Genomic DNA, 26,885 nt, shown 5'->3' on the forward strand with positions numbered 1-26,885 from the left:
ACTTGCCAGACTGACGGGTTAAAAAGGAAACAGCAATGCTGACAATACGTACGGCGCACCGGGAAGACGCTCCCCTGCTGAGTAAAATGGGGAACGCCAGCTATCGTCACCACTTTACCCATCTCTGGCATAGCGCCAGTGAGCTGGCGCTCTTTCTCCAGCAGGAGTACTCCCTGCCCTCGCTTCAACGCAGTCTCGCCGATGAGCGCAGCTGCTGGCTGATTGCCGAAGACCAGCATCCTGTCGGCTTCGCGAAATACAGCTGCCACCAGCCGATGGCGGCCGATGGCCCGCACGGCACGTTGCTGCATAAGCTCTATTTACTGCCTGCTGAAACAGGGCATGGCTACGGTGAGCAGATTTTTAGCGCCGTTGCGGCGCGGGCAAAGGCGGCGGGCGACGACTGGCTGTGGCTAGAAGTCCTCGCCAGCAATCCTGGCGCCAGGCGTTTTTATGAGCGCTCAGGTATGCAATATGTGAAAGACAGCCTGTTCCGCTCCGCGACCCAGATGAGCACACTACATATTCTGGCCAAACCTATCTGAGGGACGCTATGCACACTCTTCGTGAAACCGGCATCCGTAACGTCGCCAGCGGCGAGAACGTGGTGATTTATCAGCCTGCCAATCTCTATGACTGCACGCTTGGCGATAACGTTTTCGTCGGGCCATTCGTCGAAATTCAGGGTAATACGCGCATCGGCGCCGACAGTAAAATCCAGTCCCATACCTTTATCTGCGAGTATGTCACGATCGGCGAGCGTTGCTTTATCGGCCACGGCGTGATGTTTGCCAACGATATGTTTCGCGAGGGGCGTCCCGATGCCAACCGGGAAAACTGGGGGCGAATTACCATCGGGAACGATGTCTCTATCGGCAGCGGCGCGGCCATTCTGGCGGTCAGCATCTGCGATGGCGCGGTGATTGGCGCAGGGAGCGTGGTCACGAAATCGATAACAGAAAAAGGCGTGTGGGCAGGAAACCCGGCGAAACTGCTGCGGCGGCTATAAGCAAAAATGCCGACCCGGAAGGTCGGCATTGAGATCGGTTCGCGGTTATGCCCGGATATCTGCCGGGCGGCGGCTGACGCCTTGCACGGCCTACAAAACACAGTCCGTAGGCCCGCGCAAGCGACGCGCCGCCGGGCGAAGGCACAAAAGCACATAGCCCGATAGCGCCTTACCCGGCCAGCAACACACACTCCGTAGGCCCGCGCAAGCAACGCGCCGCCGGGCGAGTGCACAAAAGCACATAGCCTGAATACCGATCGCCCTGACCGGTATTCAGGCACCCGCGACTTATGCGCGCCAGGCTTTGTAACGGTTGATCAGGCCGTTGGTCGAGCTGTCGTGGCTGCTGATTTCTGCACCATCTTTCAGCTCTGGCAGAATGCGGTTTGCCAGCTGTTTGCCTAACTCAACGCCCCACTGGTCGAAGGTGAAGATGTTGAGGATCGCGCCCTGAGTGAAGATCTTATGCTCATACAGAGCAATCAGCGCGCCCAGGCTGAACGGGGTGATTTCGCGCAGCAGGATGGAGTTGGTTGGGCGGTTGCCTTCGAACACTTTGAACGGCACCACGTGATCCAGGGTTGCCGGATCTTTACCCTGGTCACGATATTCCTGCTCAACCACTTCGCGGGATTTACCGAACGCCAGCGCCTCGGTCTGTGCAAAGAAGTTAGACAGCAGCTTCGGATGGTGATCGGAGAGCGGGTTATGAGTAATAGCCGGGGCGATAAAATCGCACGGTACCATCTTAGTGCCCTGGTGGATCAGCTGGTAGAACGCGTGCTGACCGTTGGTACCCGGTTCACCCCAGATGATCGGGCCGGTCTGGTAATCCACGGCGTTGCCGTTACGGTCAACGTATTTGCCGTTAGATTCCATGTTGCCCTGCTGGAAGTAGGCCGCAAAGCGGTGCATGTACTGGTCATACGGCAGAATGGCTTCGGTTTCCGCGCCGAAGAAGTTGTTGTACCAGATACCGATCAGCGCCAGCAGCACCGGCAGGTTTTTCTCTGCCGCAGTGGTGGAGAAGTGTTTGTCCATCGCATGCGCGCCGGAGAGCAGCTCAACAAAGTTGTCGAAGCCCACGGACAGGATGATCGACAGACCAATCGCTGACCACAGCGAGTAGCGACCGCCAACCCAGTCCCAGAACTCGAACATGTTAGCGGTATCGATGCCGAACTCACCCACCGCTTTGCCGTTGGTGGAGAGCGCCGCGAAGTGCTTCGCCACGTGTTTTTCGTCACCGGCGGTGCTCAGGAACCAGTCGCGCGCGCTGTGGGCGTTGGTCATGGTTTCCTGGGTGGTAAAGGTTTTAGAGGCGACCAGGAACAGCGTGGTTTCCGGGTTTACGCCCTTCAGCACTTCGGCGATGTGGGTGCCGTCGACGTTAGAGACAAAGTGCATATTAAGGTGGTTTTTATACGGACGCAGCGCTTCGGTCACCATGAACGGGCCGAGGTCAGAGCCGCCGATACCGATATTCACGACGTCGGTAATCGCTTTACCGGTATAGCCTTTCCAGCTGCCTGAGATGATCGCTTCAGAGAAATGCTTCATCTTTTCGAGAACAGCATTCACTTCCGGCATCACATCTTTGCCATCAACAATAATCGGGGTATTGCTACGGTTGCGCAGAGCAACATGCAGAACCGCGCGATCTTCAGTGCGGTTGATCTTCTCACCGGAGAACATGGACTTGATAGCCGCTGCCAGATCGGTCTCTTTCGCCAGAGCCTGCAGTTTAGCCAGCGTCTCTTCGGTAATGCGGTTTTTTGAAAAATCCACCAGCATCAGATCGTCGAACGTTGCGGAAAACTTAGAAAAACGGTCGCTGTCTTGCGCAAAAAGCTCGCTGATAGTGACATCTTTCATTTCATCAAAGTGTTTCTGTAATGCCTGCCAGGCAGAGGTCTGCGTTGGGTTGATGTTTTTCATTAGCAATACTCTTCTGATTTGAGAATTGTGACTGCGGTCGATTGTAGCGCCGGCGGCAAAAAATTGTGATGATTTTTATGTCATGCCTATGACACGCGTCAGGAACAGGGTCAGATCGGAGCAAAAAGCCTCTACGAGTATAGTCATCATAAGGCTTTTTTCTGTTAATCCCCCGAGCATGAAAAATCCGCATAACCGCAGCGTTGACATACCCGCTCCGAAGCCTTTATATAACTGCACTTGTATTGCTCGCGCATTTCACGCTACAGCGAAAGGGTATTGCTGGGATAATCACCAGCGCCTCAGGCAAAGTGAAAGACGTCGGTAATTGCCAGAAGAGGTGCGTTGCCCAGGTAACCGTATTGGAGGAACCAGTCCGGCGAAAATACGTGAGGGGGAGCAACGCCGAGGTGATAAAGCGTCTGGTACGCACATCACCGGCCACAGGGGCTGAATCCCCTGGGTTGTCACCAGAAACGTTCGCAGTCGGGCGTTTCATACCCAGGAACTGACGCAAGGCGTCGGGGAGCGGGTCTACAAGGTGGAGCACTTCTGGGTGACATCGTAGCTGTTTATTGCTCTGCGCCCACCCTGTTTTTCGCTCTTCCCTTGTGCCATGGCTGAATAATTTGGCCTGGCTTATTAAGACATTTTATTACTGTAAGCTGGTGTCCAGCCCCACTCAGGAATCGTTTTAATAAGTCAGGCCCCCCTGACACGAGGTTGTTATGACAGATTTAGTTGTAGCCAAATTCGGCGGCACCAGCGTTGCCGATTTCGATGCCATGAATCGCAGCGTTGATGTTGCGCGACTTGATGAGAACACGCGCGTCGTGGTGTTATCGGCCTCTGCGGGTGTGACCAATCTTCTGGTTGCTTTGGCTGAAGGGCTGGAACCCGCTGAGCGTTTTGAAAAGCTCGAATCCCTGCGCCAGATTCAATTCAATATCCTGGAGCGCCTGCGCTATCCCAACGTGATTCGCGAAGAGATCGAGCGCCTGCTGGAAAATATCACCACCCTGGCGGAAGCCGCTGCGCTGGCAAGTTCCGCGGCGCTGACCGACGAACTGGTCAGCCATGGCGAACTGATGTCCACCCTGCTGTTTGTCGAAATTCTCCGCGAGCGCGGTATCGCGTCACAGTGGTTCGATGTGCGTAAAATTATGCGCACCAGCGATCGCTTCGGCCGCGCCGAGCCGGACATTGCCGCACTCGCCGAGCTGACGCAGCTGCAGCTGACTCCGCGCCTGGCTGAAGGTCTGGTGGTCACTCAGGGCTTTATCGGCAGCGAAGCCAAAGGTCGTACCACTACGCTGGGCCGCGGCGGCAGCGACTATACCGCCGCTCTGCTGGGCGAAGCCTTGAACGCCAGCCGTGTCGACATCTGGACCGATGTCCCGGGGATCTACACCACCGACCCGCGCGTCGCGCCGGCGGCAAAACGTATCGATGTCATCGCCTTTGCCGAGGCGGCCGAAATGGCCACCTTTGGCGCCAAAGTGCTTCATCCGGCCACCCTGCTGCCCGCCGTACGTAGCGATATCCCGGTCTTCGTCGGCTCCAGCAAAGAACCCACCGCCGGCGGAACGCTGGTGTGCAATAAAACCGAAAATCCGCCGCTGTTCCGCGCGCTGGCCCTGCGCCGTCGCCAGACGCTGCTGACGCTGCATAGCCTGAATATGCTGCACTCGCGCGGCTTCCTGGCGGAAGTGTTCGGCATCCTCGCGCGGCACAATATCTCCGTGGATCTGATAACCACATCCGAAGTCAGCGTTGCGTTGACCATGGATACCACCGGTTCGACCTCCGCCACCGATACACTGCTGACCCAGGCGCTGTTGACCGAGCTCTCTTCCCTGTGCCGCGTAGAAGTGGAGCAGGATCTGGCGCTGGTGGCGTTAATCGGTAACGAATTGTCGCGCGCCTGTGGCGTGGGCAAAGAAGTTTTCGGCGTCCTGGAGCCGTTCAATATTCGTATGATTTGCTACGGCGCCTCCAGCCACAACCTCTGCTTCCTGGTACCCGGCGCGGATGCCGAGAAAGTCGTGCAGAAATTGCATCATAATTTATTTGAATAATATTTCTTCACGCGATAAATATTACCTATAGCCGGGCTCGAACCCGGCTTTTTTATAACTATATCAACACAACCCCCCTCCATCGTTCGGACGGCTGGCCGGTGAACGCTCCTTGATGCACGGCAGACAACGTGTCCGGGAAAACAGGCACCGCCTGCGCTGGCATAGTCCGAAAGATGAGGCGTTAATCGCAAGGAAAACAACATGCTCGCTATTCTGACGAGGCTGTTCCCGTTATGGGCGCTGCTGCTCTCTGTTCTGGCTTATTACACCCCGTCGACCTTTACCCCCGTCGGGCCATGGGTGACCACGCTGCTGATGCTCATCATGTTCGGAATGGGGGTGCATCTGAAACTGGACGACTTTAAGCGCGTGCTGTCGCGCCCGGCGCCGGTGGCCGCAGGTATTTTTCTTCACTATCTGGTGATGCCCCTCGCCGCCTGGGCGCTGGCGCTGCTGTTCCATATGCCGCCCGAGCTTTCCGCCGGTATGGTGCTGGTCGGGAGCGTCGCCAGCGGGACCGCATCGAACGTGATGATCTATCTCGCAAAAGGCGATGTGGCGCTGTCTGTCACCATCTCATCGGTTTCTACGCTGGTCGGTGTGGTGGCGACGCCGCTGCTGACGCGACTGTATGTGGATGCGCACATTCAGGTCGATGTCATGGGGATGCTGCTCAGCATCCTGCAGATCGTGGTGATCCCGATTGCGCTGGGGCTGGTGATTCACCATACGCTGCCCAAAGTGGTGAAAGCGGTTGAGCCTTTTCTGCCTGCCTTCTCGATGATCTGCATCCTGGCGATCATCAGCGCCGTCGTCGCCGGTTCCGCCTCGCATATCGCCTCGGTGGGCCTGGTGGTCATTGTCGCGGTGATCCTGCATAACGCCATCGGTCTGCTCGGCGGCTACTGGGGCGGGCGGCTGTTTGGCTTTGACGAGTCAACCTGTCGGACGCTGGCGATTGAAGTGGGGATGCAAAACTCCGGTCTTGCCGCTGCGCTGGGGAAAATCTACTTCGGCCCGCTCGCTGCGTTGCCCGGCGCGCTGTTTTCAGTCTGGCACAACCTGTCCGGTTCGCTGCTGGCGGGCTACTGGTCGGGAAAACCTACCGCCAAAAACGAGAACACACGCTGATATTCCGTCGCCCGGGCCAACGGCCCGGGTATTTTCCCCGTCTGCGCCCTCTTCTACGAGGCTAACGCGCTGTCCGTCAGCCCGCGATTACCGTACACTGGGTTATCCGGCAGACTGAGGGCACCACTATGGCACTTCCCCGCATTACGCAAAAAGAGATGACAGAGCGCGAGCAACGCGAACTCAAAACGCTGCTTGACCGGACCCGGATTGCGCACGGTCGAGCGCTGACCAACGCCGAGACCAACGCCGTCAAGAAAGAGTACATCGACAAGCTGATGGCGCTGCGTGAAGCCGACGCGAAAAAGGCCCGCCAGCTAAAGAAAAAGCAGGCCTACAAACCCGATAGCGAAGCCTCATTTTCGTGGTCAGCGAGCACGCCAACGCGCGGCAGGCGTTAACGCCCTTTCTTTTTCCGCCCCGGCTGAGTAAAACGTTTTCCGTTAGACGCCGGGCGTCCTTTCTCGTTTTTCTCATTGCTCTTTTCAACCTTCACCACCGGACGTTTGATCCCGGCGGTTTTCGGTTTGGCTTTCGCCTTCGGTTTAGCCTCAGAGGACGAATTCTCAATCAGCTTAAACAGCGCCACCAGCTCATCATCCGTCAGGTCGCGCCACTCACCGAGCGGCAATCCCGACAGCCCGACGTTCATGATGCGCGTCCGTTCAAGCTTCGTGACTTCATAGCCAAAGTGCTCGCACATCCGGCGAATCTGCCGGTTCAGGCCCTGAATCAGGGTAATGCGGAACACCAACGGCGCTTCCTTCCTGACTTTGCACTTCTTCGTTACCGTACCGAGAATCGGTACCCCGGCTCCCATGCCGCGGATAAACTCGTCGGTCACCGGCTTGTCCACCGTCACCAGATACTCTTTTTCGTGATCGTTGCCGGCACGCAGGATCTTATTCACCAGATCGCCGTGGTTGGTCAGAAAGATCAGCCCCTGAGAGTCTTTGTCCAGTCGACCAATCGGGAAGACGCGCTTGCTGTGGTTAACGAAATCCACAATGTTATCGCGCTCGCTGTCTTCCGTTGTGCTGACAATACCGACCGGTTTATTCAAGGCGATGAACACCAGATCTTCGGCCTCGCGCGGTTCGATCAATTGACCGTTGACCTTCACGACATCGCCAGGATTGACCTGATCGCCAATGGCCGCGCGCTTGCCATTGATAAAAACATTGCCTTGTTCAATGTAGCGATCGGCTTCGCGACGCGAGCAAATTCCGCTTTCACTGATGTATTTATTGAGTCGGGTTGATGAGTCTGGCAGCATAAATTCTCCTGTAAAAGCGAAATATACCTCAGGCCGCGGACAATCAAAAATAATCGCGTTGCTCCGGTTAGCCGCTAAATGTGATCCGTCACACCTTTCTCCACAAAAGTGTTCCCCCCTGTCCCGTGCAATTCTGTCCGGCGAAAATAAGCAGAATCAAACCATTAGCTCAACCTGCACAAACGTGCCATCTCCAGGCAGGTCAGCAATCAAATGTGCAAAACAAACCGCCACCTTATAGTGATGAAATAGCGGAAAATTGCTTTGTCGCCGGCGATGGTTGGGGTTATATCAGATCAAGTGAGCAAGAATGTCGTTTGCACAAATGTGCAGGAGTTCCACGATGGCGATCGAAAATAGCGATGATATCCGCTTAATAGTCAAAGTTGCCCAGCTCTACTATGAGCAGGACATGACCCAGGCGCAGATTGCCCGCGAGCTGGGTATTTACCGCACCACCATCAGCCGCCTGCTGAAACGCGGTCGCGAGCAGGGTATCGTCACCATCGCCATCAACTACGACTACAACGAAAATCTGTGGCTGGAACAGCAGCTGAAAGAAAAATTCGGTCTCAAAGAGGCGGTGGTGGCTTCCTGCGAATCATCGCAGGAAGAGGAGCAGTTGAGCACTATCGGACAGCATGGCGCTCAGTTGATCGACCGCCTGCTTGAGCCTGGCGATATTATCGGCTTTTCCTGGGGACGGGCGGTCCGTGCGCTGGTCGAAACGCTCCCGCAGGCCAGCCAGTCGCGGCAGGTGATTTGCGTACCGATTATCGGCGGCCCCTCGGGCAAGCTGGAGAGCCGGTATCATGTGAACACGCTGACCTACGGCGCCGCTGCGCGGCTGAAAGCCGAATCGCATCTTGCTGACTTCCCGGCGCTGCTGGAAAACACCTTGATTCGCAACGGTATTATGCAGTCCCGGCATTTTAAAACGATTTCATCCTACTGGGAGAATCTCGATGTGGCGCTGGTGGGCATCGGTTCCCCGGCGATTCGCGATGGCGCCAACTGGCATGCGTTTTATGGTAGCGAAGAGAGCGATGATCTCAACGCGCGGCACGTCGCCGGCGATATTTGTTCACGCTTTTATGATATCAACGGTATCGCCGTTGAAACCAATATGAATGAAAAGACACTCTCCATCGATATTGCCCGATTAAAACAGGTGCGTTATTCCGTAGGTATCGCCATCGGTGAAGAAAAATATAGCGGTATTATCGGCGCATTGCGCGGCGGTTATATTAACTGCCTGGTGACAAATCGAGAAACCGCAGAGCTGTTACTGAAATAAAAGACGTTCCCCCTTTGACGCAGTTTGCTCTGCGTGGGATCCCTTTACCTGAAAATGAGATGACGATTATGCAAACATGGCTAAATCTGCAAGATAAAATCATTATTGTTACCGGCGGCGCTTCGGGAATTGGCCTGGCCATTGTTGATGAATTATTAAGTCTCGGCGCCAATGTCCACATGACCGATATTCACGGCGGCGATAAGCATCACCAGACTGACCATTACAGATTCTGGCCAACGGATATTTCCAGCGCCAGCGAGGTGAATCACACTGTCGAGCAAATTATTCAACAATACGGTCGTATCGATGGTCTGGTAAATAATGCCGGAGTGAATTTCCCGCGTCTCCTCGTCGATGAGAAAGCCCCGGCAGGACGCTACGAACTCAATGAAGCCGCTTTTGAAAAGATGGTGAACATCAACCAAAAAGGGGTCTTTTTGATGTCGCAGGCGGTGGCCCGGCAGATGGTGAAACAGCGCGCAGGGGTCATTGTTAACGTCTCGTCGGAAAGCGGACTGGAAGGCTCTGAAGGTCAGAGTTGCTATGCCGCAACCAAGGCCGCGCTGAATAGCTTCACGCGTTCATGGTCCAAAGAGCTGGGGAAACACGGTATCCGCGTCGTGGGCGTAGCGCCAGGCATCCTCGAAAAAACCGGGTTGCGCACGCCAGAATACGAAGAAGCACTGGCCTGGACGCGCAACATCACCGTCGAGCAACTGCGCGCGGGCTATAGCAAAAATGCGATTCCGATTGGTCGCTCCGGTCGTCTGAGCGAAGTGGCCGACTATGTCTGCTATCTGCTGTCAGAGCGGGCAAACTACATAACCGGAGTAACCACTAACATCGCCGGCGGTAAAACCCGCGGATAAGGAGTCGATATGGTGAATGTGATTTTCTGCGCCCACGGTCAATTGGCCTGCGCCATGCTGGATTCGGTGCGGATGGTCTATGGCGACGTCACGGCCAGCGCGGTGGCGTTTATGCCCGGCGAAAACGCCAGCGACATCGCCACCAGACTGAATGAGTTAGTAAGCACTCACAATGATAGCGAGTGGCTGATCGCCGTCGATTTACAGTGCGGCAGCCCGTGGAATGCCGCTGCCGGGCTGGCGATGAAAAACCCGCGACTGCGGGTCATCAGCGGCCTCTCTTTACCGCTGGCGCTGGAACTGGTGGATAACCAGCAAACCCTGACCGCAGACGCCCTGTGCGCCCATCTGATGACCATCGCCAGCCAGTGCTGCGTGGTCTGGCGACAGCCGGAAACCATTGAGGAGGATTTTTGATGAATATTACGCTTGCCCGTATTGATGACCGCCTGATCCATGGCCAGGTGACTACCGTATGGTCAAAAGTCGCCAACGCTCAGCGCATTATTATCTGCAACGATGACGCTTATAACGACGAGGTGCGGCGGACTTTACTCCGCCAGGCCGCGCCTCCGGGCATGAAGGTCAATGTTGTTAACCTCGAAAAAGCGGTCGCCGTTTATCACAATCCGCAATACCAGAACGAGACCGTGTTTTATTTATTTACCAATCCCCAGGATGTTTTAACGATGGTCAGGCAAGGGGTCAATATTGCCACTTTAAATATTGGTGGCATGGCCTGGCGACCGGGTAAAAAACAATTAACCAAGGCGGTATCTTTAGACGATGAAGATATTCATGCGTTTCGTGAACTGGATAAACTGGGCGTTAACCTGGATTTACGCGTGGTGGCGTCAGATCCATCCATCAATATTCTCGACAAAATAAACCAGCACTCTTTTACAGAATAAAACAGCGCCTGTATTTTGCACATCGTTATTCTGAGTGGTACACCCTGGAGATAGACTTAGCACAATACCTGGTGACAAGTTTAAAAATATAAAACCCATGCCATGACCGTCAGAGTAAGACCGTGTTAATGCCGTAACAGGCAGGGATTTGCATACCCTCAAGGTGACATATTATGGAAATCAGTACCCTACAAATAATCGCCATATTTCTTTTTTCCTGTATTGCCGGGATGGGCAGCGTATTGGATGAATTTCAGACGCACCGCCCGTTAATTGCCTGCACGGTCATCGGCTTAATTCTCGGTGATTTAAAAACCGGGATTATGCTCGGCGGCACGCTGGAGCTGATCGCGCTCGGCTGGATGAACGTCGGCGCCGCGCAATCGCCGGATTCGGCGCTGGCCAGCATCATCTCCGCGATTCTGGTTATCGTCGGCCATCAAAGCATCGCCACCGGGATCGCCATCGCGCTACCGGTGGCCGCGGCAGGCCAGGTACTCACCGTTTTCGCCCGCACCATCACGGTGGTGTTTCAACACGCAGCGGACAAGGCGGCAGAAGAGGCGCGTTTTCGCACTATCGACATACTGCATATCTCGGCGCTGGGCGTACAGGCGCTCCGCGTCGCGATTCCGGCTCTGGTGGTCTCGCTGTTTGTCAGCGCCGACATGGTCAGCAGCATGCTGAGCGCCATCCCGGAATTTGTCACCCGCGGCCTGCAAATCGCCGGCGGTTTTATTGTGGTGGTGGGCTACGCCATGGTGCTGCGCATGATGGGCGTCAAATACCTGATGCCGTTCTTTTTCCTCGGTTTTCTGGCGGGAGGCTATCTCGATTTCAGCCTGCTGGCCTTCGGCGGCGTGGGGGTCATTATCGCGCTGATTTATATCCAGCTGAACCCGCAATGGCGCAAGGCCGAGCCCCGGCAGGCTACCGCCTCCTCCACCGCCCTTGACCAACTTGACGACTGATGGAGCCCGTTATGGAACCGAAAAAACTCACCCAAGGCGACCTGGTTAACATCTTTCTGCGCTCCAACCTGCAGCAGGCCTCCTTCAACTTCGAACGTATTCATGGTCTCGGCTTTTGCTACGACATGATCCCGGCGATCAAGCGTCTCTATCCGCTAAAAGAGGATCAGGTGGCGGCGCTAAAACGCCATCTGGTGTTCTTCAACACCACTCCCGCCGTCTGCGGCCCGGTGCTGGGCGTCACCGCGGCGATGGAAGAAGCGCGCGCCAACGGCGCGGCCATCGACGATGGGGCGATCAACGGCATCAAAGTTGGCCTGATGGGGCCGCTGGCCGGGGTCGGCGATCCGCTGGTCTGGGGCACCTTACGCCCGATTACCGCGGCGCTCGGCGCGTCGCTGGCGCTGTCGGGGAACGTTCTTGGGCCACTTCTCTTTTTCTTTATTTTCAATGCAGTACGTCTGGCAATGAAATGGTACGGCCTGCAGCTCGGCTTCCGTAAGGGGGTCAATATCGTCAGCGATATGGGCGGCAACCTGCTGCAAAAACTGACCGAAGGGGCCTCCATTTTGGGGCTGTTCGTGATGGGCGTGCTGGTCACCAAATGGACCACTATCCACGTGCCGTTGGTGGTGTCGCAAACGCCGGGCGCCGATGGTGCCACCGTCACCATGACCGTACAAAACATCCTCGACCAGCTTTGTCCCGGCCTGCTGGCGCTGGGCCTGACGCTGCTGATGGTGCGCCTGCTCAATAAAAAAGTTAACCCGGTATGGCTGATCTTTGCCCTGTTCGGGCTGGGGATTATCGGTAACGCGCTGGGCTTCTTGTCCTGATTATTCGGCCCCGGCCGCGCCGGGGTCACTTCAATAAGCTAACCCCGCAGTCAAAGGGGATGAGGTGGTAAACATGAAAACAACGGCCCTACGCCTTTACGGTAAACGCGACCTGCGTCTGGAAACCTTCGCACTGCCGGAAATGCAGGATGACGAGATCCTCGCCCGCGTGGTCACCGACAGTCTGTGCCTCTCTTCCTGGAAAGAGGCCAACCAGGGGGAAAACCATAAAAAAGTGCCGGACGACGTGGCGATGAACCCGATCATCATCGGCCATGAATTCTGCGGCGAAATCCTCGCGGTCGGCAAAAAGTGGCAGCATAAATTCCAGGCCGGTCAGCGCTACGTGATTCAGGCCAACCTGCAGCTGCCGGATCGCCCCGATTGCCCCGGCTACTCCTTCCCGTGGATCGGTGGCGAAGCGACTCACGTGGTGATCCCGGATGAGGTCATGACGCAAGATTGTCTGCTCACCTGGGAGGGCGATAGCTGGTTTGAAGGCTCGCTGGTCGAACCGCTCTCCTGCGTGATTGGCGCATTCAACGCCAACTATCATCTGCAGGAAGGGAGCTATAACCATGTGATGGGCATCCGGCCTCAGGGCCGCACGCTGATCCTCGGCGGTACCGGGCCGATGGGGCTGCTGGCTATCGACTATGCGCTGCATGGGCCGGTGAACCCTTCTCTGCTGGTCGTGACCGACACCAATAAGCCGAAGCTGAGCTACGCCCGCCAGCACTATCCGTCAGAGCCGCAAACACTGATCCATTACCTCGACGGCCACGATGCCGGACGCGAAACGCTGATGGCGCTGACCGGCGGTCACGGCTTTGATGATATTTTTGTCTTCGTGCCGAATGAGCAGCTGATTACCATGGCGTCTTCGCTGCTGGCCGCGGACGGCTGTCTGAACTTCTTTGCCGGTCCGCAGGATAAGCAGTTCAGCGCGCCGATAAACTTTTACGATGTGCATTATGCCTTTACACATTACGTCGGGACTTCCGGCGGTAATACTGACGATATGCGGGCCGCCGTCGCGCTGATGCAGGAGAAAAAAGTCCAGGCGGCGAAAGTGGTGACTCATATTCTCGGGCTGAATGCGGCGGGCGAAACCACCCTCGATTTGCCGGCCGTCGGCGGCGGTAAAAAGCTGGTGTATACCGAAAAATCGCTGCCCTTGACCCCTCTTGGCGCCATTGCCGACCCTGAGCTGGCGGCAATTATGGCCCGTCATCATGGGATCTGGTCCGCTGAAGCGGAACAGTATCTGCTGACCCACGCACAGGACATAACTCATGATTAATCGCGAAACACAGCTCTGCATGTCGCTGGCCGGTCGCCCAGGCAACTTCGGCACCCGTTTTCACAACTATCTGTATGAGAAGCTGGGGCTAAATTTTATCTATAAAGCCTTTACCACGCAGGATATCGCCGCGGCGGTAGGAGGGGTACGGGCGCTGGGCATTCGCGGTTGCGCAGTCTCGATGCCGTTTAAAGAGAGCTGTATGCCTTTCCTTGACGCCATCGATCCTTCAGCCAGGGTGATTGATTCGGTCAATACCATCGTTAACGACCACGGCAGGCTGACCGGGCTCAATACTGACTATATTGCGGTGAAGAGCCTGATAGACCGCCGCCTGCTGGATACTCATGCCAGCGTGATGATTCAGGGCAGCGGCGGCATGGGTAAAGCGGTTATCGCCGCCTTTCGCGACGCTGGCTTTCGCGAGGTGGTGATCGCCGCCCGCAATCGTGATAGCGGCCTGGCGCTGGCGAAACAGTACGGTTTTCAGTGGCAGCCGCACCCTGAAGGAATCCAGGCCGATATTCTGGTTAACGTCACGCCGCTCGGCATGGCCGGCGGTACGCAAAGCGATACCCTGGCGTTCAGTCAGCCGATGGTTGAGCAGGCTCAGGTGGTGTTTGACGTGGTGGCCCTGCCGCCGGAAACCCCGCTGATTCGTCTGGCGCAGGCGCTGGATAAGCAAATTATCAGCGGCGCGGAGGTGATTGCGCTACAGGCGGTGGAACAATTCGTACTTTATACCGGCGTACGTCCGGATGCCGATCTGGTCAACGAGGCGGCGGCATTTGCGCGAGCAGGGTAAGTCTGGGCGCCAGGGAGGGCGCTCTTCCTGCAGTTTTTGACTCCGGTTGCATACTCTTGCCTCCCCTTAACCGTTCCCCTCTTCTTACTCGTCACTGCGGCTAAGAGGCCCGGTGTCGCCCGCGGCCTTGCCACATCGTGAGCCATATCAGCGAGCCTGTGGGCAACCGGTGGTAGGATCGCTTGCGACGCTATCACCTGGCTAAAAGCCCGTTGAAGCACAACGGTAGCCCGGTGAAGCGTAGCGGTAGCCCGGCTAAGCGTAGCGCGAGCCGGGGGCAGGCCACCGTTTCTGAACCCCGACCACACTTTTCCCGGAGGCGGTGCTACGCACCTGTCCGGGCTACCCGTCCGCAGACGACGATGGACCGTCGCCCGGTGAAGCACAGCGGTAGCCCGGCTAAGCGCAGCGCGAGCCGGGGGGCAGGCAACAAGCGCTTAATAATCATCGCGCTCATCGTCCTCATCCGGCTGCTCCATCACGCTGTATGCCACCGAGCAGAACAATGAGTTCAGGCGTTTCATATCCCCCAGTAACCCCAGATGTAGCGAACTGGTTTCGATACTCTGCACGTTCTGCTGGTGCAGACGGTCGACGTGCGCGTGCGAGTAGCGACGGTTCAGAATACGGAAACGATGCTTGTTGCGGCGCAGGCGTCGCGCGCTTGGGACATCGCTGGAGAAAAAGACCGACATCGCTAACTGCAGGTTGCTCAGCAGCTGCTCGTACAGCCCGTCCAGCTCCTTCAGCCCTTCCTCCGAAAAGGCGCGGCGCGCCGCCAGCGATTTATCAGCGATTTCGCTGCCCATTCTTTCGACGATATCGGAAGCCTGCTCCAGATTGAGCGCCATTTCGATGATCTCCGCCCAGCGGCGGGACTCCTCTTCGGCCAGCTCGTCTTTCGGCATGCGGGCCAGATAGAGCTTGATCGCCGTGTAGAGCACGTTGATATCGTCAGCCAACCTGCGCAGCTCCTTCTCCTCCCGCGGCTCGCCGTGCATCACCCTGTGCAACCCCCCGAGCATCTGCTCCATCGCGTCGCCAATACGCAACGTTTCGCGCGCGGCATTCGCCAACGCCAGCGCCGGCGTATCCAGCGCCGTGGTATCGAGATGTTTTGGTTTAAGATGGAGGTCCTGTTCGGGATCTTCACGAATCATCCGCTTGCAGAGTCTGGCCATGGGCTCGGCAAACGGCACCATCGCCACGCAGCGAATCAGGTTGTAGAAGACGTGGAAGTAGATAACCAGTTCCGCTTCCGGCAGCGGCATACGGTGCATCGCCTCGGCCAGCACATGGACAAACGGCAGAATAATCAGGCTGCCCACCAGCTTGAACAACAGACTGCCGAGCGCCACGCGGCGCGCAGAAGCGTTGGCGGCGCCGTTGTTGATCATCGCCAGAATCCCCGAGCCGAGGTTGGCGCCAATCACCAGACACAGCGCGACCGGAAACGAAATCACCCCGGTTGAGGTCAGGGTTGCCGTTAACAGCACGGCCGCCAGGCTGGAGTAGCTGATAATGGCGAACATGGCGCCAATCAGCGCATCCAGCATAATGTCGCCGGTCAGCGAGGCGAAAATCACCTGCACGCCATTTGCCTGGGTGATGGGATGAACCGCCTGCACGATAAGTTCCAGCGCTAACAGAATCAGTCCCAGACCGATCCCCACCCGTCCGAGCTGGCCGGCGCGCGTTTGTTTGCGCCCAAGGAAAAAAATCACGCCGATGAAAATCAGCAGCGGCGACAGCCATGACAGATCGAAGGTCAGCACCCTCGCCATCAATGCGGTCCCCACATCGGCCCCCAGCACAATCACCAGCGCAGGCGTCAGCGCGACCAGATCCTGAGCGACAAATGAGGTCACCAGCATGGTGGTGGCATTACTGCTCTGAACCAGAGCCGTGACGCCAATCCCCGCGCAGAAGGCGAGCGGTTTTTTCTCAACGCTACTACTCAGGACGGAACGCAGGCGCGCGCCAAATACGCGCATCACGCCGGTACGAACGATGTGGGTCCCCCAGACCAGCAGGGCAACAGCAGACAACAGATGCAGCAGAGTTAACACGGATTCTTATTCTCCTTATACCCGACGGATAAACCGTCCGGGATTCCCCCGGCGGCGCTGCGCTTAGCCGGGCTACATAGTCCGGGACAATCTCAGTCAGAGCAGACAGTCCTGAATCAATACCCCAGTATAAGGGTTTAGCAGCAATAAAGAGACAGGGCGCCCCGATGGCGCCCTGTAAGTTGTAAACTAAGATGACGGATTTGTGACAGGTCGCATTCTAGTCCGCGTCATATCCCAGGTTTGGCGCCAGCCAGCGTTCCACTTCCGCAGGTGTCATCCCTTTACGCCGGGCATAATCTTCCACCTGATCGCGCTGAATTTGCGCCACCGCGTAATACTTGCTGTCCGGATGGCTGAAGTACCAGCCGGAAACCGATGCGCCCGGCCACATGGCGAATGACTCGGTCAGCTTCATGCCGGTTTGCTCCTCGACATCCAGCAGTTCCCAGATCACCGCTTTTTCCGTGTGCTCCGGGCAGGCCGGGTAGCCCGGCGCCGGACGAATCCCCTGGTAGTTTTCGCGGATGAGATCCTCGTTGCTGAGGTTCTCATTTGCCGCATAGCCCCAGTAGACCTTACGCACGCGTTCATGCAGGTATTCGGCAAACGCTTCGGCCAGACGGTCGGCGATGGCTTTGACCATGATCTTGTTGTAATCATCGTGCTGCGCCTCAAACGCTTCCGCCAGCGCGTCCTCTTCCAGCCCGCCGGTGACCGCAAACGCGCCGAGGTAGTCCGCTTTGCCGCTGAGCTTCGGTGCCACAAAATCGGCAAGGCAGTAGTTGGCAAAGCCGACTTTCTCCGTCTGCTGACGCAGATGGTGGCTGACCGTCAGCACATGGGTGCGGGTTTCATCGCGATAGATTTCAATATCATCCCCCACCCGGTTGGCCGGGAATAACCCCACCACGCCGCGCGGATTCAGCGTCTTCTCAGCGCTGAGCGTATCCAGCATCTCATTAGCATCGTGGAACAGGCGCTTCGCTTCTTCGCCCACCACCTCGTCTTCGAGGATGCGCGGGTATTTGCCGGCCAGCGACCAGGTCATGAAGAAGGGCGTCCAGTCGATATAGTTGCGCAGGGTTTCGATGCTGGCTTCAACGCTCTGCACCCCCAGACGATGAGCAACCGGCGGCGTATAGCTGGCCCAGTCAAAGGCCAGATCGTTTTCACGGGCGGCCTGTAATGTGACCGGCGGCGTGCGCGGCTTCTTACGGGCGTGCTGGATACGCACGGTTTCGTACTCGCGACGCGTGCGCGCAACAAACTCATCGTGCTGGATGTCGGAGAGCAGAGCCGAGACCACGCCCACGGTACGCGAGGCGTTCTGCACGTAGACCGTCGGACCGCTATAATTCTGCTCGATTTTGACCGCCGTATGGGCCTTCGACGTCGTGGCTCCACCAATCAGCAGCGGAATCGTAAAGCCCTGACGTTCCATCTCTTTCGCTACGTTGACCATTTCGTCCAGCGACGGGGTAATCAGCCCGGAGAGGCCAATCAGGTCGGCATTCACTTCGCGGGCGGTTTTGAGGATTTTATCCGCCGGCACCATCACGCCAAGATCGATAATTTCGTAGTTATTGCACTGCAGCACCACGCCAACGATATTTTTACCGATGTCGTGGACATCGCCTTTCACGGTCGCAATAACCATCTTGCCGTTGCTGGAGCCTTTTTCCTTGCTGGCTTCGATATGCGGCTCCAGATAGGCCACCGCCTGTTTCATCACGCGGGCCGACTTCACCACCTGTGGCAGGAACATCTTACCTTCGCCGAACAGATCGCCGACCACGTTCATGCCGTCCATCAGCGGACCTTCAATCACTTCTATCGGACGCGCGGCCTGCTGGCGCGCCTCTTCGGTATCCAGCTCGATAAACTCGGTAATGCCTTTTACCAGCGAATATTCCAGCCGTTTTTTCACGTCCCAGCTACGCCATTCCGCCTGCTGGGCGTTGGCGGAGTCGTCCGTTTTACTGCCGCGGTATTTTTCCGCCAGATCCAGCAGACGCTCGGTACCGTCGTCACGGCGGTTGAGGATCACGTCTTCGACCGCATCGCGCAGTTCCACCGGTAGATCGTCGTAAATCGCCAGCTGACCGGCGTTCACAATCCCCATATCCATGCCGTTGCGGATGGCGTAATAGAGGAACACCGCGTGGATGGCTTCACGCACCGGGTCATTACCGCGGAACGAGAAAGAGACGTTGGAGACACCGCCGGAAATCAGCGCATGCGGCAGCTCGCGTTTAATATCTTCACAGGCGCCGATAAAATCCTGCGCATAGTTGTTGTGCTCTTCAATACCGGTAGCGACGGCGAAGATATTGGGGTCAAAAATAATATCTTCCGGCGGGAAACCCACCTCTTCGGTCAGAATCTTGTACGCCCGGCGGCAAATTTCGATTTTGCGCGTGCGGGTATCCGCCTGCCCGACTTCATCAAAGGCCATCACCACCACGGCAGCGCCGTAACGACGCACCTTCTTCGCATGCTCAACGAAGGCCTCTACGCCCTCTTTCATCGAGATGGAGTTGACGATACCTTTGCCCTGAATGCACTTTAGCCCCTTTTCGATGACGTCCCATTTCGAGGAGTCGATCATAATCGGTACCCGGGCGATATCAGGCTCGCCGGCAATCAGATTCAGGAAACGCACCATCGCCGCTTCGGCGTCGAGCATCCCCTCATCCATGTTGATATCGATAATCTGCGCGCCGCTTTCCACCTGCTGACGGGCGACGTCCAGCGCTTCGTTATATTTTTCTTCTTTAATCAGGCGCTTGAATTTCGCTGAGCCGGTCACGTTGGTGCGTTCACCGACGTTCACAAACAGGCTGTCGTCACCGATATTCAACGGCTCCAGGCCAGCAAGGCGACAGGCGACCGGGATCTCCGGCAACTGGCGCGGGGCCAGGCCAGCGACTGCATCGCTCATCGCTTTAATGTGTTCCGGCGTGGTACCGCAGCAGCCGCCAACCACGTTCAGGAAGCCGGACTCCGCCCATTCGCGAATCTGCGCCGCCATGGTGTCAGCATCGAGATCGTATTCGCCAAAGGCGTTTGGCAGCCCGGCATTGGGGTGCGCAGTCACGTAGCATTCGGCAATGCGCGACAGTTCCTGCACGTACTGGCGCAGCTCATCTGGCCCCAGCGCGCAGTTGAGGCCGAAGGTGAGCGCATCGGCATGACGCAGGGAGTTATAAAACGCTTCCGTGGTTTGCCCGGAGAGCGTACGCCCGGAGGCATCGGTGATGGTGCCGGAGATCATGATCGGCAGTTCAACGCCCAGCGCCTCAAACTCCTCTTTCACGGCGAAGATCGCCGCTTTGGCGTTCAGGGTATCGAACACGGTCTCGATCAGAATCAGATCAACGCCCCCTTCCACCAGCGCTTTGGTCGACTCGCGGTAAGCCTCCACCAGCCCATCAAAGGTAATATTGCGGTAGGCCGGGTCGTTAACATCCGGGGAAATAGAGGCGGTGCGGTTGGTCGGGCCAAGAACACCGGCAACGTAGCGCGGTTTTTCCGGCGTGCGGGCGGTCCACTCATCGGCGCAGGCGCGCGCCAGCTTTGCGGCGACAAAGTTGATTTCCGCCGACAGGGATTCCATCTGGTAATCCGCCATCGCGATAGTCGTCGAGTTAAAGGTGTTGGTTTCAATGATATCCGCCCCCGCCGCAAAGTAGGCGTCGTGGATAGCGGTTATCACATCCGGCTTACTGAGCACCAGCAGATCGTTATTGCCCTTCAGATCGCATGGCCAGTCGGCAAAGCGTGCGCCGCGGAAGTCCTCTTCACTCAGACGATAGCCCTGGATCATGGTGCCCATGCCCCCATCCAGAACCAAAATACGTTTTTTTAACTGCTGATGCAGTTGTTCAACTTTGCTGCTCACACTCGCTCCCGACAACGCTCAACCAGACCGAAAAAACTTAACGGACCATACTGGCATAAAGCACCAAGGCGGAAAAGAGAACGACGGGCAATATGAGACATGTTCAGCTTCACTCATCCGATCAGTCCGGTAGTGATTGCAAATTCGGCGAATAAAACGAAAACTATTTCCACGATACAGAAAAAAGGAATCAGCGATGGCCACTCCCGTTCCCGCTAAGCGCGGCAGAAAACCCGCGACGCCCGCCGCCCCTCAGGCTGGCGGCCAGGTTCAGTCGCTTACCCGCGGATTAAAATTGCTTGAATGGATTGCTGAATCGCACAGTAGCGTGGCACTGACCGAACTGGCTCAGCAGGCCGGGCTGCCCAACTCCACCACCCATCGTCTGCTGACGACCATGCAGCAGTTGGGCTTTGTCCGCCAGGTTGGTGAACTCGGCCACTGGTCCGTGGGCGCACATGCTTTTGTGGTCGGCAGCAGCTTTCTGCAAAGCCGCAATCTGCTGGCGATCGTCCACCCGATCCTGCGCCAGCTGATGGAAGACTCCGGCGAAACGGTCAATCTGGCGGTGCTCGATCACAGCGATCACCAGGCGATTATTATTGATCAAGTGCAGTGTACGCAGCTGATGCGCATGTCGGCGCCGATCGGCGGCAAACTCCCGATGCACGCTTCCGGCGCGGGTAAAGCGTTCCTGTCGCAGCTCAGCGAAGAGCAGGTCACCGGTCTGCTGCACCGCAAAGGGCTGCATGCTTATACTCACGCCACGCTGGTCTCCCCGGTCCATCTGAAAGAGGATTTAGCCCAGACGCGCAAGCGCGGCTATTCTTTTGATGATGAAGAACATGCCCTCGGTTTACGCTGCGTCGCCTCCTGTATTTATGACGAACACCGCGAGCCGTTTGCCGCCATCTCTATTTCCGGGCCGATTTCCCGGATGACCGACGATCGCGTCACCGAACTGGGGGCGCTGGTGATTAAAGCGGCGAAAGAAGTGACCCTGGCCTACGGCGGAATGCGCTAAATGAGCGATCTGAAATCATACTGGCAGGATAAATACCCTTCTGCTTTCTGCTGGTCTTTCGGCGACTCACCTGAGCTGGCCGACGAACTGGCGGCCCTGGTCGTCGCCGGGAAAAAGCGAGGCACCTGCGGCTCGCTTGCCAGCTATCAGCAAGAGCAGCCGCCCGTGACGCCAGGGACATATCACATTGTGCTGGACGGCAAAGGAAAAGGTGTATGCGTGATACGCACCCTGGCGCTCAGGCTCATCCGTTTTAACGACATGAGCCCGGAGCTCGCCGCGCTGGAAGGCGAAGGCGATTTGAGCCTGGCTTACTGGCAATCGGCACATCGGGCCTTCTTTGAACGAGAGGGCACCTGGGCGCCGGATATGGAGCTGGTGTACGAAGAGTTTGCCGTGATCGAGGCGGCCTGAACAGTACGCCTACCCCGCCTGCTGCAACGCGCCATAGCGCACGCAAAAACGCTGACGGCGACGGTAGGCATAGACATCCTCCACATGCCCGCGGCGGATTCGCGTCTGCAGCTCTCGCCAGTAGTCTGCCCGCAGCAGATCGGCGTGCATCTCTTCAAACAGCGGCCCGATGCGCGGATCGGCGCACAGCCAGTGACGAAACTCTTCCGGGAAGACATCTCCCGGCGACACGCTGTACCACGGTTCGCTCGCCAGCTCATCTTCCGGGTAGCGCGGCGGCGGAATGTCGCGGAAATTCACTTCGGTCATGTAGCAAATTTCATCGTAATCATAGAACACCACCCGGCCATGGCGGGTCACGCCGAAATTTTTAAACAGCATATCGCCGGGGAAGATATTGGCGGCGGCAAGCTGGCGGATGGCGTTGCCATACTCCTCCACCGCATCGCGCAGCGCCTGGCCATTCACCTGCTCCAGCCAGAGATTCAGCGGCACCATCCGCCGTTCGATATAGAGATGGCTGATGACAAGGCGATCGCCCAGATCGGTAATTTTTGCGCCGGCCTCCGTCTGCAGTAGCGCCATCAGCGCCGGGGCAATCTGCCGTTTTTCCAGCACGAAGTTTTCAAACTCCTGGGTATCGGCCATTCTCCCGACGCGGTCATGTTCTTTTACCAGCTGATAGCAGGCGCGGACATGGGCCGCAGTCATCTCCTTTTGCGGCGCAAAGCGGTCTTTGATCACCTTAAATACCCGATCAAATCCCGGCAGAGTAAAGACCAGCATCACCATGCCGCGGATGCCAGGCGCCTCAATAAATTGCTCATCGCTGCGGGCAATATACTGCAGGTATTCGCGATAGCTTTCCGTCTTCGCATGCTTCTGGCAGCCAATCGCCATATACAGTTCGGCGGTGGTTTTACCCGGCAGAATATCGCGCAGCCACTCAACCAGCGCACCGGGCAGCGGCGCGTAGACCATAAAATAAGAGCGGGCGAAGCCAAACACGATGCTCGCTTCGGCGTGGGTCGTCAGACAGGTGTCAATAAACAGCTCGCCCTCCTCGCTGCGATGAACAGGCAGCAGAAACGGCAGGGTTGCCACCGGCGTCACCAGCTTACCCACCAGCCAGGCGGCTTTATTGCGGTAAAAGAGTTCGTTCGCAATCTGCAGGTGGGAGCGGGACAACATCTCGCTTCCCAGCGCTTCCTGCAGACTGGCGCTAATGTAGCCGATATCGCGCGCCTTATTTTGCCACGGCAGACGCAGGGGTAAGTCGGAGAGAACCTTGCTTAACAGCGTCTCCCAGCCGCGATCGGGGAAGAAGTTTTTCGCCAGCGGCCGGGGCAGTGAACGGAAGCTGCGCTCCGGCTGAGAACTGAAAATAAAAAGCCGCTCGGGTGTTAACGAGCGGTGGTCAAACAACCGGCAATAGACAGAATTAAAAAAGCTCTCTGCAATCTCAAAGCGAGGGTAATCCGGCAGCAGGTGCGTGTAATGCTCTTTCACCCGCAGCAAAAAATCCGCGTCGGTACTTTTACCTCCGGTAATACAGCGCAGCTGTTCCACCACCAGCCCGACGTGATGATCATAAAGGTGAATTCGCTGCTTCATGGCCTGCTGAACCGCATGCCAGTCGGCATGTTCAAAGCGCTGCTGCGCGCCTGAAGTGACTTCCAGAAAACGCCCGTACTGCGCGTCGAAACCCTGCAAAATCGTTTGTGCAATCAATAATTCCAGGCCACGCGTCATCGCTTTTCCCCATCCGGCATCCGCTCATGCCGGATGGCGCCTTCGCTTATCCGGCCTACCGCTTGCGTAGGCCCGGTAAGCTCAGCGCCACCGGGCAGCAATCAGAACTGCTCTTCTTCCGTTGAACCGGTCAACGCCGTGACCGATGACGTTCCGCCCTGAATAATGGTGGTCACCTTATCGAAGTAGCCGGTGCCCACTTCCTGCTGATGAGAGACAAAAGTGTAGCCATCTTTAGCCGCGGCAAACTCTGGCTGCTGCACTTTCTCAACGTAGTGCTTCATACCTTCACCCTGCGCATAGGCATGGGCCAGGTCGAACATGTTGAACCACATGCTGTGGATCCCCGCCAGCGTGATGAACTGGTATTTGTAACCCATATCAGACAGCGCCTGCTGGAAGTGGGCGATGGTGTTGTCATCAAGATTTTTCTTCCAGTTGAACGACGGCGAACAGTTGTAGGCCAGCAGTTTGCCCGGGAAACGCGCGTGAATCGACTCCGCAAAGCGGCGTGCCTGCTCCAGATCGGGTTTCGAGGTTTCACACCACACCAGATCCGCGTACGGCGCATAGGCCAGACCGCGACTGATCGCCTGTTCGATACCGGCATGGGTACGGAAAAACCCTTCGCTGGTACGTTCGCCGGTGACAAACTCGCGATCGTAAGGATCGCAGTCGGAGGTAATCAGATCGGCCGCATCGGCATCCGTTCGCGCAATCACCAGCGTCGGCACGCCCATCACATCCGCGGCCAGGCGCGCAGCGACCAGCTTCTGAATGGCTTCCTGCGTCGGCACCAGCACTTTGCCGCCCATATGGCCGCACTTCTTCACCGATGCCAGCTGATCTTCAAAATGAACGGCCGCTGCACCGGCTTCAATCATCGATTTCATCAGCTCGAACGCGTTAAGCACGCCGCCAAAACCCGCCTCGGCATCCGCCACGATCGGCAGGAAATAGTCGGTATAGCGCGGATCGCCCGCTTCAATCCCCGCCGACCACTGGATCTGATCCGCGCGGCGGAAGGTGTTGTTGATCCGATCAACCACCGCAGGGACCGAGTTTGCCGGATACAGCGATTGATCCGGGTACATGCTGGAGGCGAGGTTGGCATCCGCCGCCACCTGCCAGCCGGAGAGATAAATCGCCTCGATCCCGGCCTTCGCCTGCTGCAATGCCTGCCCGCCCGTCAATGCGCCGAGGCTGTTGATGTAGCCTTTTTTCGCGTCGCCATGCAGCAGTCGCCACATTTTGGCCGCCCCCAGCTGCGCCAGCGTGCATTCCGGATTGACCGAGCCGCGCAATTTCACCACGTCCTCTGCGCTATAGGGGCGGGTAATGCCTTCCCAACGCGGTTGCGTCCACTCTTTGTTTAATTCTTCGATTTGTTGGGTACGGGTTTTCATGTGCAGATGCTCCATTGTGTGCTCCTGGCTTCCCAGGCGTTATCGGTGAAAGCAATTTGGCCGCGGCCAAAAAGACAAACAAAATTGCCCGCTGATTACGCCAGCAGGCGGTAGCCCGGCAGCGTCAGGAAGTCGATTAACTCCTCTGAGGTGGTGATCTGTTCCATCAGGCGCGCGGCATCGTCAAAACGCCCGCTGCTGTAGCGGTGTTCGCCAAGCTCCTCCTGAATCACCATCAGTTCTTCCGCCAGCCACTGACGGAACAGCGTCTTGGTGACCGGTGTGCCGTCACTGAGGGTTTTCTGATGGTGAATCCATTGCCAGATGGAGGTTCGCGAAATTTCGGCGGTCGCCGCATCTTCCATCAGACCGTAAATCGGGACGCAGCCATTGCCGGAGATCCAGGCTTCGATGTACTGCACCGCGACGCGAATATTGGCGCGCATCCCTGCTTCTGTGCGTTCGCCCTCACAGGGCGCCAGCAGCTGTTCGGCGGTTATCGGCGCATCTTCTTCCCGGCTGACGTACAGCTGGTTGGGACGTTCGCCCAATAGCTGGTTGAAAACCGCCATGGCGGTATCCGCCAGCCCCGGATGCGCGACCCAGGTACCGTCGTGGCCGTTTTTCGCCTCCAGTTCTTTATCGGCGGTGACTTTCGCGAGGACCTGGCGGTTACGCTCAGCATCTTTGCTGGGGATAAATGCCGCCATCCCCCCCATCGCGAACGCGCCGCGTTTATGGCAGGTCTTAATCAACAGACGCGAATAGGCGCTGAGGAACGGTTTATCCATGGTGACAACCTGGCGGTCGGGTAAGACGCGGTCGCCATGGTTTTTTAACGTTTTGATATAGCTGAAAATGTAATCCCAGCGCCCGCAGTTCAGGCCCACGATATGGTCCCGCAGCGCATGCAGAATTTCATCCATCTGGAACACCGCTGGCAGTGTTTCAATTAACAGCGTGGCCTTGATCGTGCCGCGCGGCAGTTCAAAGCGGTCTTCGGTGTAGCTGAAGACATCGCTCCACCATGCCGCTTCCTGCCAGGCCTGAGTTTTCGGCAGGTAGAAGTAAGGACCGCTGCCTTTTGCCAGCAGCTTTTGGTAGTTGTGGAAAAAATAGAGCGCGAAATCAAACAGGCTGCCGGGAATCGATTCGCCGCGCCACGTAACATGTTTTTCTGGCAGATGCAGGCCGCGTACGCGGCATACCAGTACCGCCGGATCGGGCTTCAGCTGGTAAATCTTTCCGGCTTCATTGGTGTAGCTGATGGTGCCATTCACCGCATCGCGCAGGTTAATCTGGCCATCAATAACTTTGTTCCAGTCCGGCGCCAGCGAGTCTTCAAAATCTGCCATAAAGACTTTCACGTTGGCATTGAGGGCGTTAATCACCATTTTACGCTCTACCGGCCCGGTGATTTCCACCCGACGATCCTGTAAATCGGCGGGAATACCGCGAATCGTCCAGTCGCCATTTCTAATGGAAGCAGTTTCCGAAATAAAATCAGGCAGTCTTCCGGCGTCAATCGCCTGCTGTTGCTGAATACGTGCCGCCAGTAGTTTATTGCGCTCAGGCGTGAAGCGGCTCACCAGTTCCGTCAGAAACTCCACCGCCTCAGGCGTTAAAATCTGCTTCTCCTGCTCGCCATATGGCCGGCTGAAGGCCAGTTCGTCAGTCATTGTCGCCTGTTGCGTCATTTTGTAGCTCCTATTGGTTGATCCAGGTGGCGCGAGTGAACGATCGTTGTCTGGTTTTCGCTCAACACAATTAAGACTACTCAATAAAATTACAAAATCAAAAACAATTTCCATTTTTAATTTAATTAAATTGCAACATGCTGATTAAATTGAAATTAAAGTTATTTTTCAGAGTGAGTTGAATTTCGG

22 protein-coding genes and 1 riboswitch are annotated in these 26,885 nt (G+C 56.9%); of the genes, 15 read left to right on the forward strand and 7 right to left on the reverse strand.

The features are described from left to right. Positions 1-35 precede the first annotated feature (35 nt). Both Electrica_RS23740 and Electrica_RS23745 read left to right on the forward strand, forming a co-directional pair. On the forward strand, positions 36-545 hold the full coding sequence (locus Electrica_RS23740) for a GNAT family N-acetyltransferase (RefSeq protein WP_141965625.1): 510 nt from the start codon (positions 36-38) through the stop codon (positions 543-545). Between the two features lie 8 nt (positions 546-553). Further along, complete coding sequence (locus Electrica_RS23745) at positions 554-1,009, forward strand: acyltransferase (RefSeq protein ID WP_131049848.1); 456 nt, start codon at positions 554-556, stop codon at positions 1,007-1,009. Between the two features lie 288 nt (positions 1,010-1,297). Here Electrica_RS23745 and pgi read toward each other — a convergent pair whose 3' ends face one another. After that, on the reverse strand, positions 1,298-2,947 hold the full coding sequence (pgi, locus tag Electrica_RS23750; protein WP_100685288.1) for a glucose-6-phosphate isomerase: 1,650 nt from the start codon (positions 2,945-2,947) through the stop codon (positions 1,298-1,300). 327 nt (positions 2,948-3,274) lie between these two features. Continuing rightward, positions 3,275-3,507, forward strand: a riboswitch (Lysine riboswitch). Positions 3,508-3,675: 168 nt separating this feature from the next. Between pgi and lysC the strand changes: the two genes are divergently transcribed. The 3 genes from lysC to Electrica_RS23765 all read left to right on the forward strand — a co-directional run bounded on the left by lysC (position 3,676) and on the right by Electrica_RS23765 (position 6,560). After that, a complete protein-coding gene (lysC, locus tag Electrica_RS23755; RefSeq protein WP_100685287.1) occupies positions 3,676-5,025 on the forward strand; it encodes a lysine-sensitive aspartokinase 3 in 1,350 nt (449 codons plus the stop codon). 204 nt (positions 5,026-5,229) lie between these two features. Beyond that, a complete protein-coding gene (gene panS / locus Electrica_RS23760) occupies positions 5,230-6,159 on the forward strand; it encodes a ketopantoate/pantoate/pantothenate transporter PanS (RefSeq protein WP_100685286.1) in 930 nt (309 codons plus the stop codon). Between the two features lie 128 nt (positions 6,160-6,287). Beyond that, positions 6,288-6,560, forward strand: coding sequence for a DUF3811 domain-containing protein (locus Electrica_RS23765; RefSeq protein ID WP_141965627.1), 273 nt, complete (start codon positions 6,288-6,290; stop codon positions 6,558-6,560). On the opposite strand, the gene rluF is transcribed toward Electrica_RS23765, so the two are convergent. Further along, the gene (gene rluF, locus Electrica_RS23770) at positions 6,557-7,435 is read right to left on the reverse strand and encodes a 23S rRNA pseudouridine(2604) synthase RluF (RefSeq protein ID WP_131049847.1); all 879 of its coding nucleotides are present in this window, start codon (positions 7,433-7,435) and stop codon (positions 6,557-6,559) included. The genes Electrica_RS23765 and rluF overlap by 4 nt on opposite strands. A 343-nt stretch (positions 7,436-7,778) precedes the next feature. Between rluF and Electrica_RS23775 the strand changes: the two genes are divergently transcribed. The 8 genes from Electrica_RS23775 (at position 7,779) to Electrica_RS23810 (ending at position 14,430) form a co-directional block, all read left to right on the forward strand. Then, on the forward strand, positions 7,779-8,732 hold the full coding sequence (locus Electrica_RS23775) for a sugar-binding transcriptional regulator (protein WP_131049846.1): 954 nt from the start codon (positions 7,779-7,781) through the stop codon (positions 8,730-8,732). A 68-nt stretch (positions 8,733-8,800) separates the two neighbouring features. Then, complete coding sequence (locus Electrica_RS23780) at positions 8,801-9,604, forward strand: SDR family oxidoreductase (RefSeq protein WP_141965629.1); 804 nt, start codon at positions 8,801-8,803, stop codon at positions 9,602-9,604. A 9-nt stretch (positions 9,605-9,613) separates the two neighbouring features. Further along, positions 9,614-10,021 (forward strand): mannose/fructose/sorbose PTS transporter subunit IIA, encoded by a 408-nt coding sequence (locus Electrica_RS23785; RefSeq protein WP_141965631.1) that lies wholly within the window; start codon positions 9,614-9,616, stop codon positions 10,019-10,021. Beyond that, the gene (locus Electrica_RS23790; protein WP_131049843.1) at positions 10,021-10,515 is read left to right on the forward strand and encodes a mannose/fructose/sorbose PTS transporter subunit IIB; all 495 of its coding nucleotides are present in this window, start codon (positions 10,021-10,023) and stop codon (positions 10,513-10,515) included. The genes Electrica_RS23785 and Electrica_RS23790 overlap by 1 nt, the downstream gene beginning before the upstream one ends. Positions 10,516-10,688: 173 nt before the next feature. Beyond that, on the forward strand, positions 10,689-11,486 hold the full coding sequence (locus Electrica_RS23795) for a PTS mannose/fructose/sorbose transporter subunit IIC (RefSeq protein WP_141965632.1): 798 nt from the start codon (positions 10,689-10,691) through the stop codon (positions 11,484-11,486). Positions 11,487-11,497: 11 nt separating this feature from the next. Then, on the forward strand, positions 11,498-12,322 hold the full coding sequence (locus Electrica_RS23800) for a PTS system mannose/fructose/sorbose family transporter subunit IID (RefSeq protein ID WP_131050776.1): 825 nt from the start codon (positions 11,498-11,500) through the stop codon (positions 12,320-12,322). Positions 12,323-12,395: 73 nt separating this feature from the next. Continuing rightward, positions 12,396-13,625 carry an L-sorbose 1-phosphate reductase gene (sorE, locus tag Electrica_RS23805; RefSeq protein WP_141965634.1) on the forward strand — a complete coding sequence of 410 codons (1,230 nt, stop codon included), beginning with the start codon at positions 12,396-12,398 and terminating at the stop codon, positions 13,623-13,625. Continuing rightward, complete coding sequence (locus tag Electrica_RS23810) at positions 13,618-14,430, forward strand: shikimate 5-dehydrogenase (protein WP_131050774.1); 813 nt, start codon at positions 13,618-13,620, stop codon at positions 14,428-14,430. Before sorE ends, Electrica_RS23810 begins: the two co-directional genes overlap by 8 nt. Before the next feature lie 437 nt (positions 14,431-14,867). Here the strand turns inward: Electrica_RS23810 and Electrica_RS23815 are convergent, their stop codons facing one another. Continuing rightward, complete coding sequence (locus tag Electrica_RS23815) at positions 14,868-16,499, reverse strand: Na/Pi cotransporter family protein (protein ID WP_131050773.1); 1,632 nt, start codon at positions 16,497-16,499, stop codon at positions 14,868-14,870. Positions 16,500-16,719: 220 nt separating this feature from the next. Then, on the reverse strand, positions 16,720-20,403 hold the full coding sequence (gene metH / locus Electrica_RS23820) for a methionine synthase (RefSeq protein ID WP_141965636.1): 3,684 nt from the start codon (positions 20,401-20,403) through the stop codon (positions 16,720-16,722). 196 nt (positions 20,404-20,599) lie between these two features. Between metH and iclR the strand changes: the two genes are divergently transcribed. Both iclR and Electrica_RS23830 read left to right on the forward strand, forming a co-directional pair. Beyond that, complete coding sequence (iclR, locus tag Electrica_RS23825) at positions 20,600-21,427, forward strand: glyoxylate bypass operon transcriptional repressor IclR (protein WP_100686584.1); 828 nt, start codon at positions 20,600-20,602, stop codon at positions 21,425-21,427. Between the two features lie 9 nt (positions 21,428-21,436). Further along, a complete protein-coding gene (locus Electrica_RS23830) occupies positions 21,437-21,841 on the forward strand; it encodes an ASCH domain-containing protein (protein WP_131050778.1) in 405 nt (134 codons plus the stop codon). Between the two features lie 9 nt (positions 21,842-21,850). Here the strand turns inward: Electrica_RS23830 and aceK are convergent, their stop codons facing one another. From aceK to aceB, 3 genes are all read right to left on the reverse strand, one after another. Beyond that, entirely contained in the window at positions 21,851-23,593 is a 1,743-nt protein-coding gene (aceK, locus tag Electrica_RS23835; protein ID WP_141965638.1) for a bifunctional isocitrate dehydrogenase kinase/phosphatase, read from the reverse strand. Between the two features lie 101 nt (positions 23,594-23,694). After that, complete coding sequence (gene aceA, locus Electrica_RS23840; protein ID WP_142255938.1) at positions 23,695-24,999, reverse strand: isocitrate lyase; 1,305 nt, start codon at positions 24,997-24,999, stop codon at positions 23,695-23,697. Positions 25,000-25,094: 95 nt separating this feature from the next. Continuing rightward, the gene (gene aceB, locus Electrica_RS23845) at positions 25,095-26,696 is read right to left on the reverse strand and encodes a malate synthase A (RefSeq protein WP_131050770.1); all 1,602 of its coding nucleotides are present in this window, start codon (positions 26,694-26,696) and stop codon (positions 25,095-25,097) included. Between the last annotated feature and the right edge of the window lie 189 nt (positions 26,697-26,885).

The sequence above is a fragment of the Klebsiella electrica genome (assembly GCF_006711645.1).
GTDB lineage: Bacteria > Pseudomonadota > Gammaproteobacteria > Enterobacterales > Enterobacteriaceae > Klebsiella > Klebsiella electrica.

Excerpts from the sequence above, each read along its gene's own strand:
- Electrica_RS23740 (WP_141965625.1), top strand. The coding sequence starts at position 36 with ATGCTGACAATACGTACGGCGCACCGGGAAGACGCTCCCCTGCTGAGT.
- Electrica_RS23745 (WP_131049848.1), top strand. The coding sequence starts at position 554 with ATGCACACTCTTCGTGAAACCGGCATCCGTAACGTCGCCAGCGGCGAG.
- pgi (WP_100685288.1), bottom strand. The coding sequence starts at position 2,947 with ATGAAAAACATCAACCCAACGCAGACCTCTGCCTGGCAGGCATTACAG.
- lysC (WP_100685287.1), top strand. The coding sequence starts at position 3,676 with ATGACAGATTTAGTTGTAGCCAAATTCGGCGGCACCAGCGTTGCCGAT.
- panS (WP_100685286.1), top strand. The coding sequence starts at position 5,230 with ATGCTCGCTATTCTGACGAGGCTGTTCCCGTTATGGGCGCTGCTGCTC.
- Electrica_RS23765 (WP_141965627.1), top strand. The coding sequence starts at position 6,288 with ATGGCACTTCCCCGCATTACGCAAAAAGAGATGACAGAGCGCGAGCAA.
- rluF (WP_131049847.1), bottom strand. The coding sequence starts at position 7,435 with ATGCTGCCAGACTCATCAACCCGACTCAATAAATACATCAGTGAAAGC.
- Electrica_RS23775 (WP_131049846.1), top strand. The coding sequence starts at position 7,779 with ATGGCGATCGAAAATAGCGATGATATCCGCTTAATAGTCAAAGTTGCC.
- Electrica_RS23780 (WP_141965629.1), top strand. The coding sequence starts at position 8,801 with ATGCAAACATGGCTAAATCTGCAAGATAAAATCATTATTGTTACCGGC.
- Electrica_RS23785 (WP_141965631.1), top strand. The coding sequence starts at position 9,614 with ATGGTGAATGTGATTTTCTGCGCCCACGGTCAATTGGCCTGCGCCATG.
- Electrica_RS23790 (WP_131049843.1), top strand. The coding sequence starts at position 10,021 with ATGAATATTACGCTTGCCCGTATTGATGACCGCCTGATCCATGGCCAG.
- Electrica_RS23795 (WP_141965632.1), top strand. The coding sequence starts at position 10,689 with ATGGAAATCAGTACCCTACAAATAATCGCCATATTTCTTTTTTCCTGT.
- Electrica_RS23800 (WP_131050776.1), top strand. The coding sequence starts at position 11,498 with ATGGAACCGAAAAAACTCACCCAAGGCGACCTGGTTAACATCTTTCTG.
- sorE (WP_141965634.1), top strand. The coding sequence starts at position 12,396 with ATGAAAACAACGGCCCTACGCCTTTACGGTAAACGCGACCTGCGTCTG.
- Electrica_RS23810 (WP_131050774.1), top strand. The coding sequence starts at position 13,618 with ATGATTAATCGCGAAACACAGCTCTGCATGTCGCTGGCCGGTCGCCCA.
- iclR (WP_100686584.1), top strand. The coding sequence starts at position 20,600 with ATGGCCACTCCCGTTCCCGCTAAGCGCGGCAGAAAACCCGCGACGCCC.
- aceK (WP_141965638.1), bottom strand. The coding sequence starts at position 23,593 with ATGACGCGTGGCCTGGAATTATTGATTGCACAAACGATTTTGCAGGGT.
- aceA (WP_142255938.1), bottom strand. The coding sequence starts at position 24,999 with ATGAAAACCCGTACCCAACAAATCGAAGAATTAAACAAAGAGTGGACG.
- aceB (WP_131050770.1), bottom strand. The coding sequence starts at position 26,696 with ATGACGCAACAGGCGACAATGACTGACGAACTGGCCTTCAGCCGGCCA.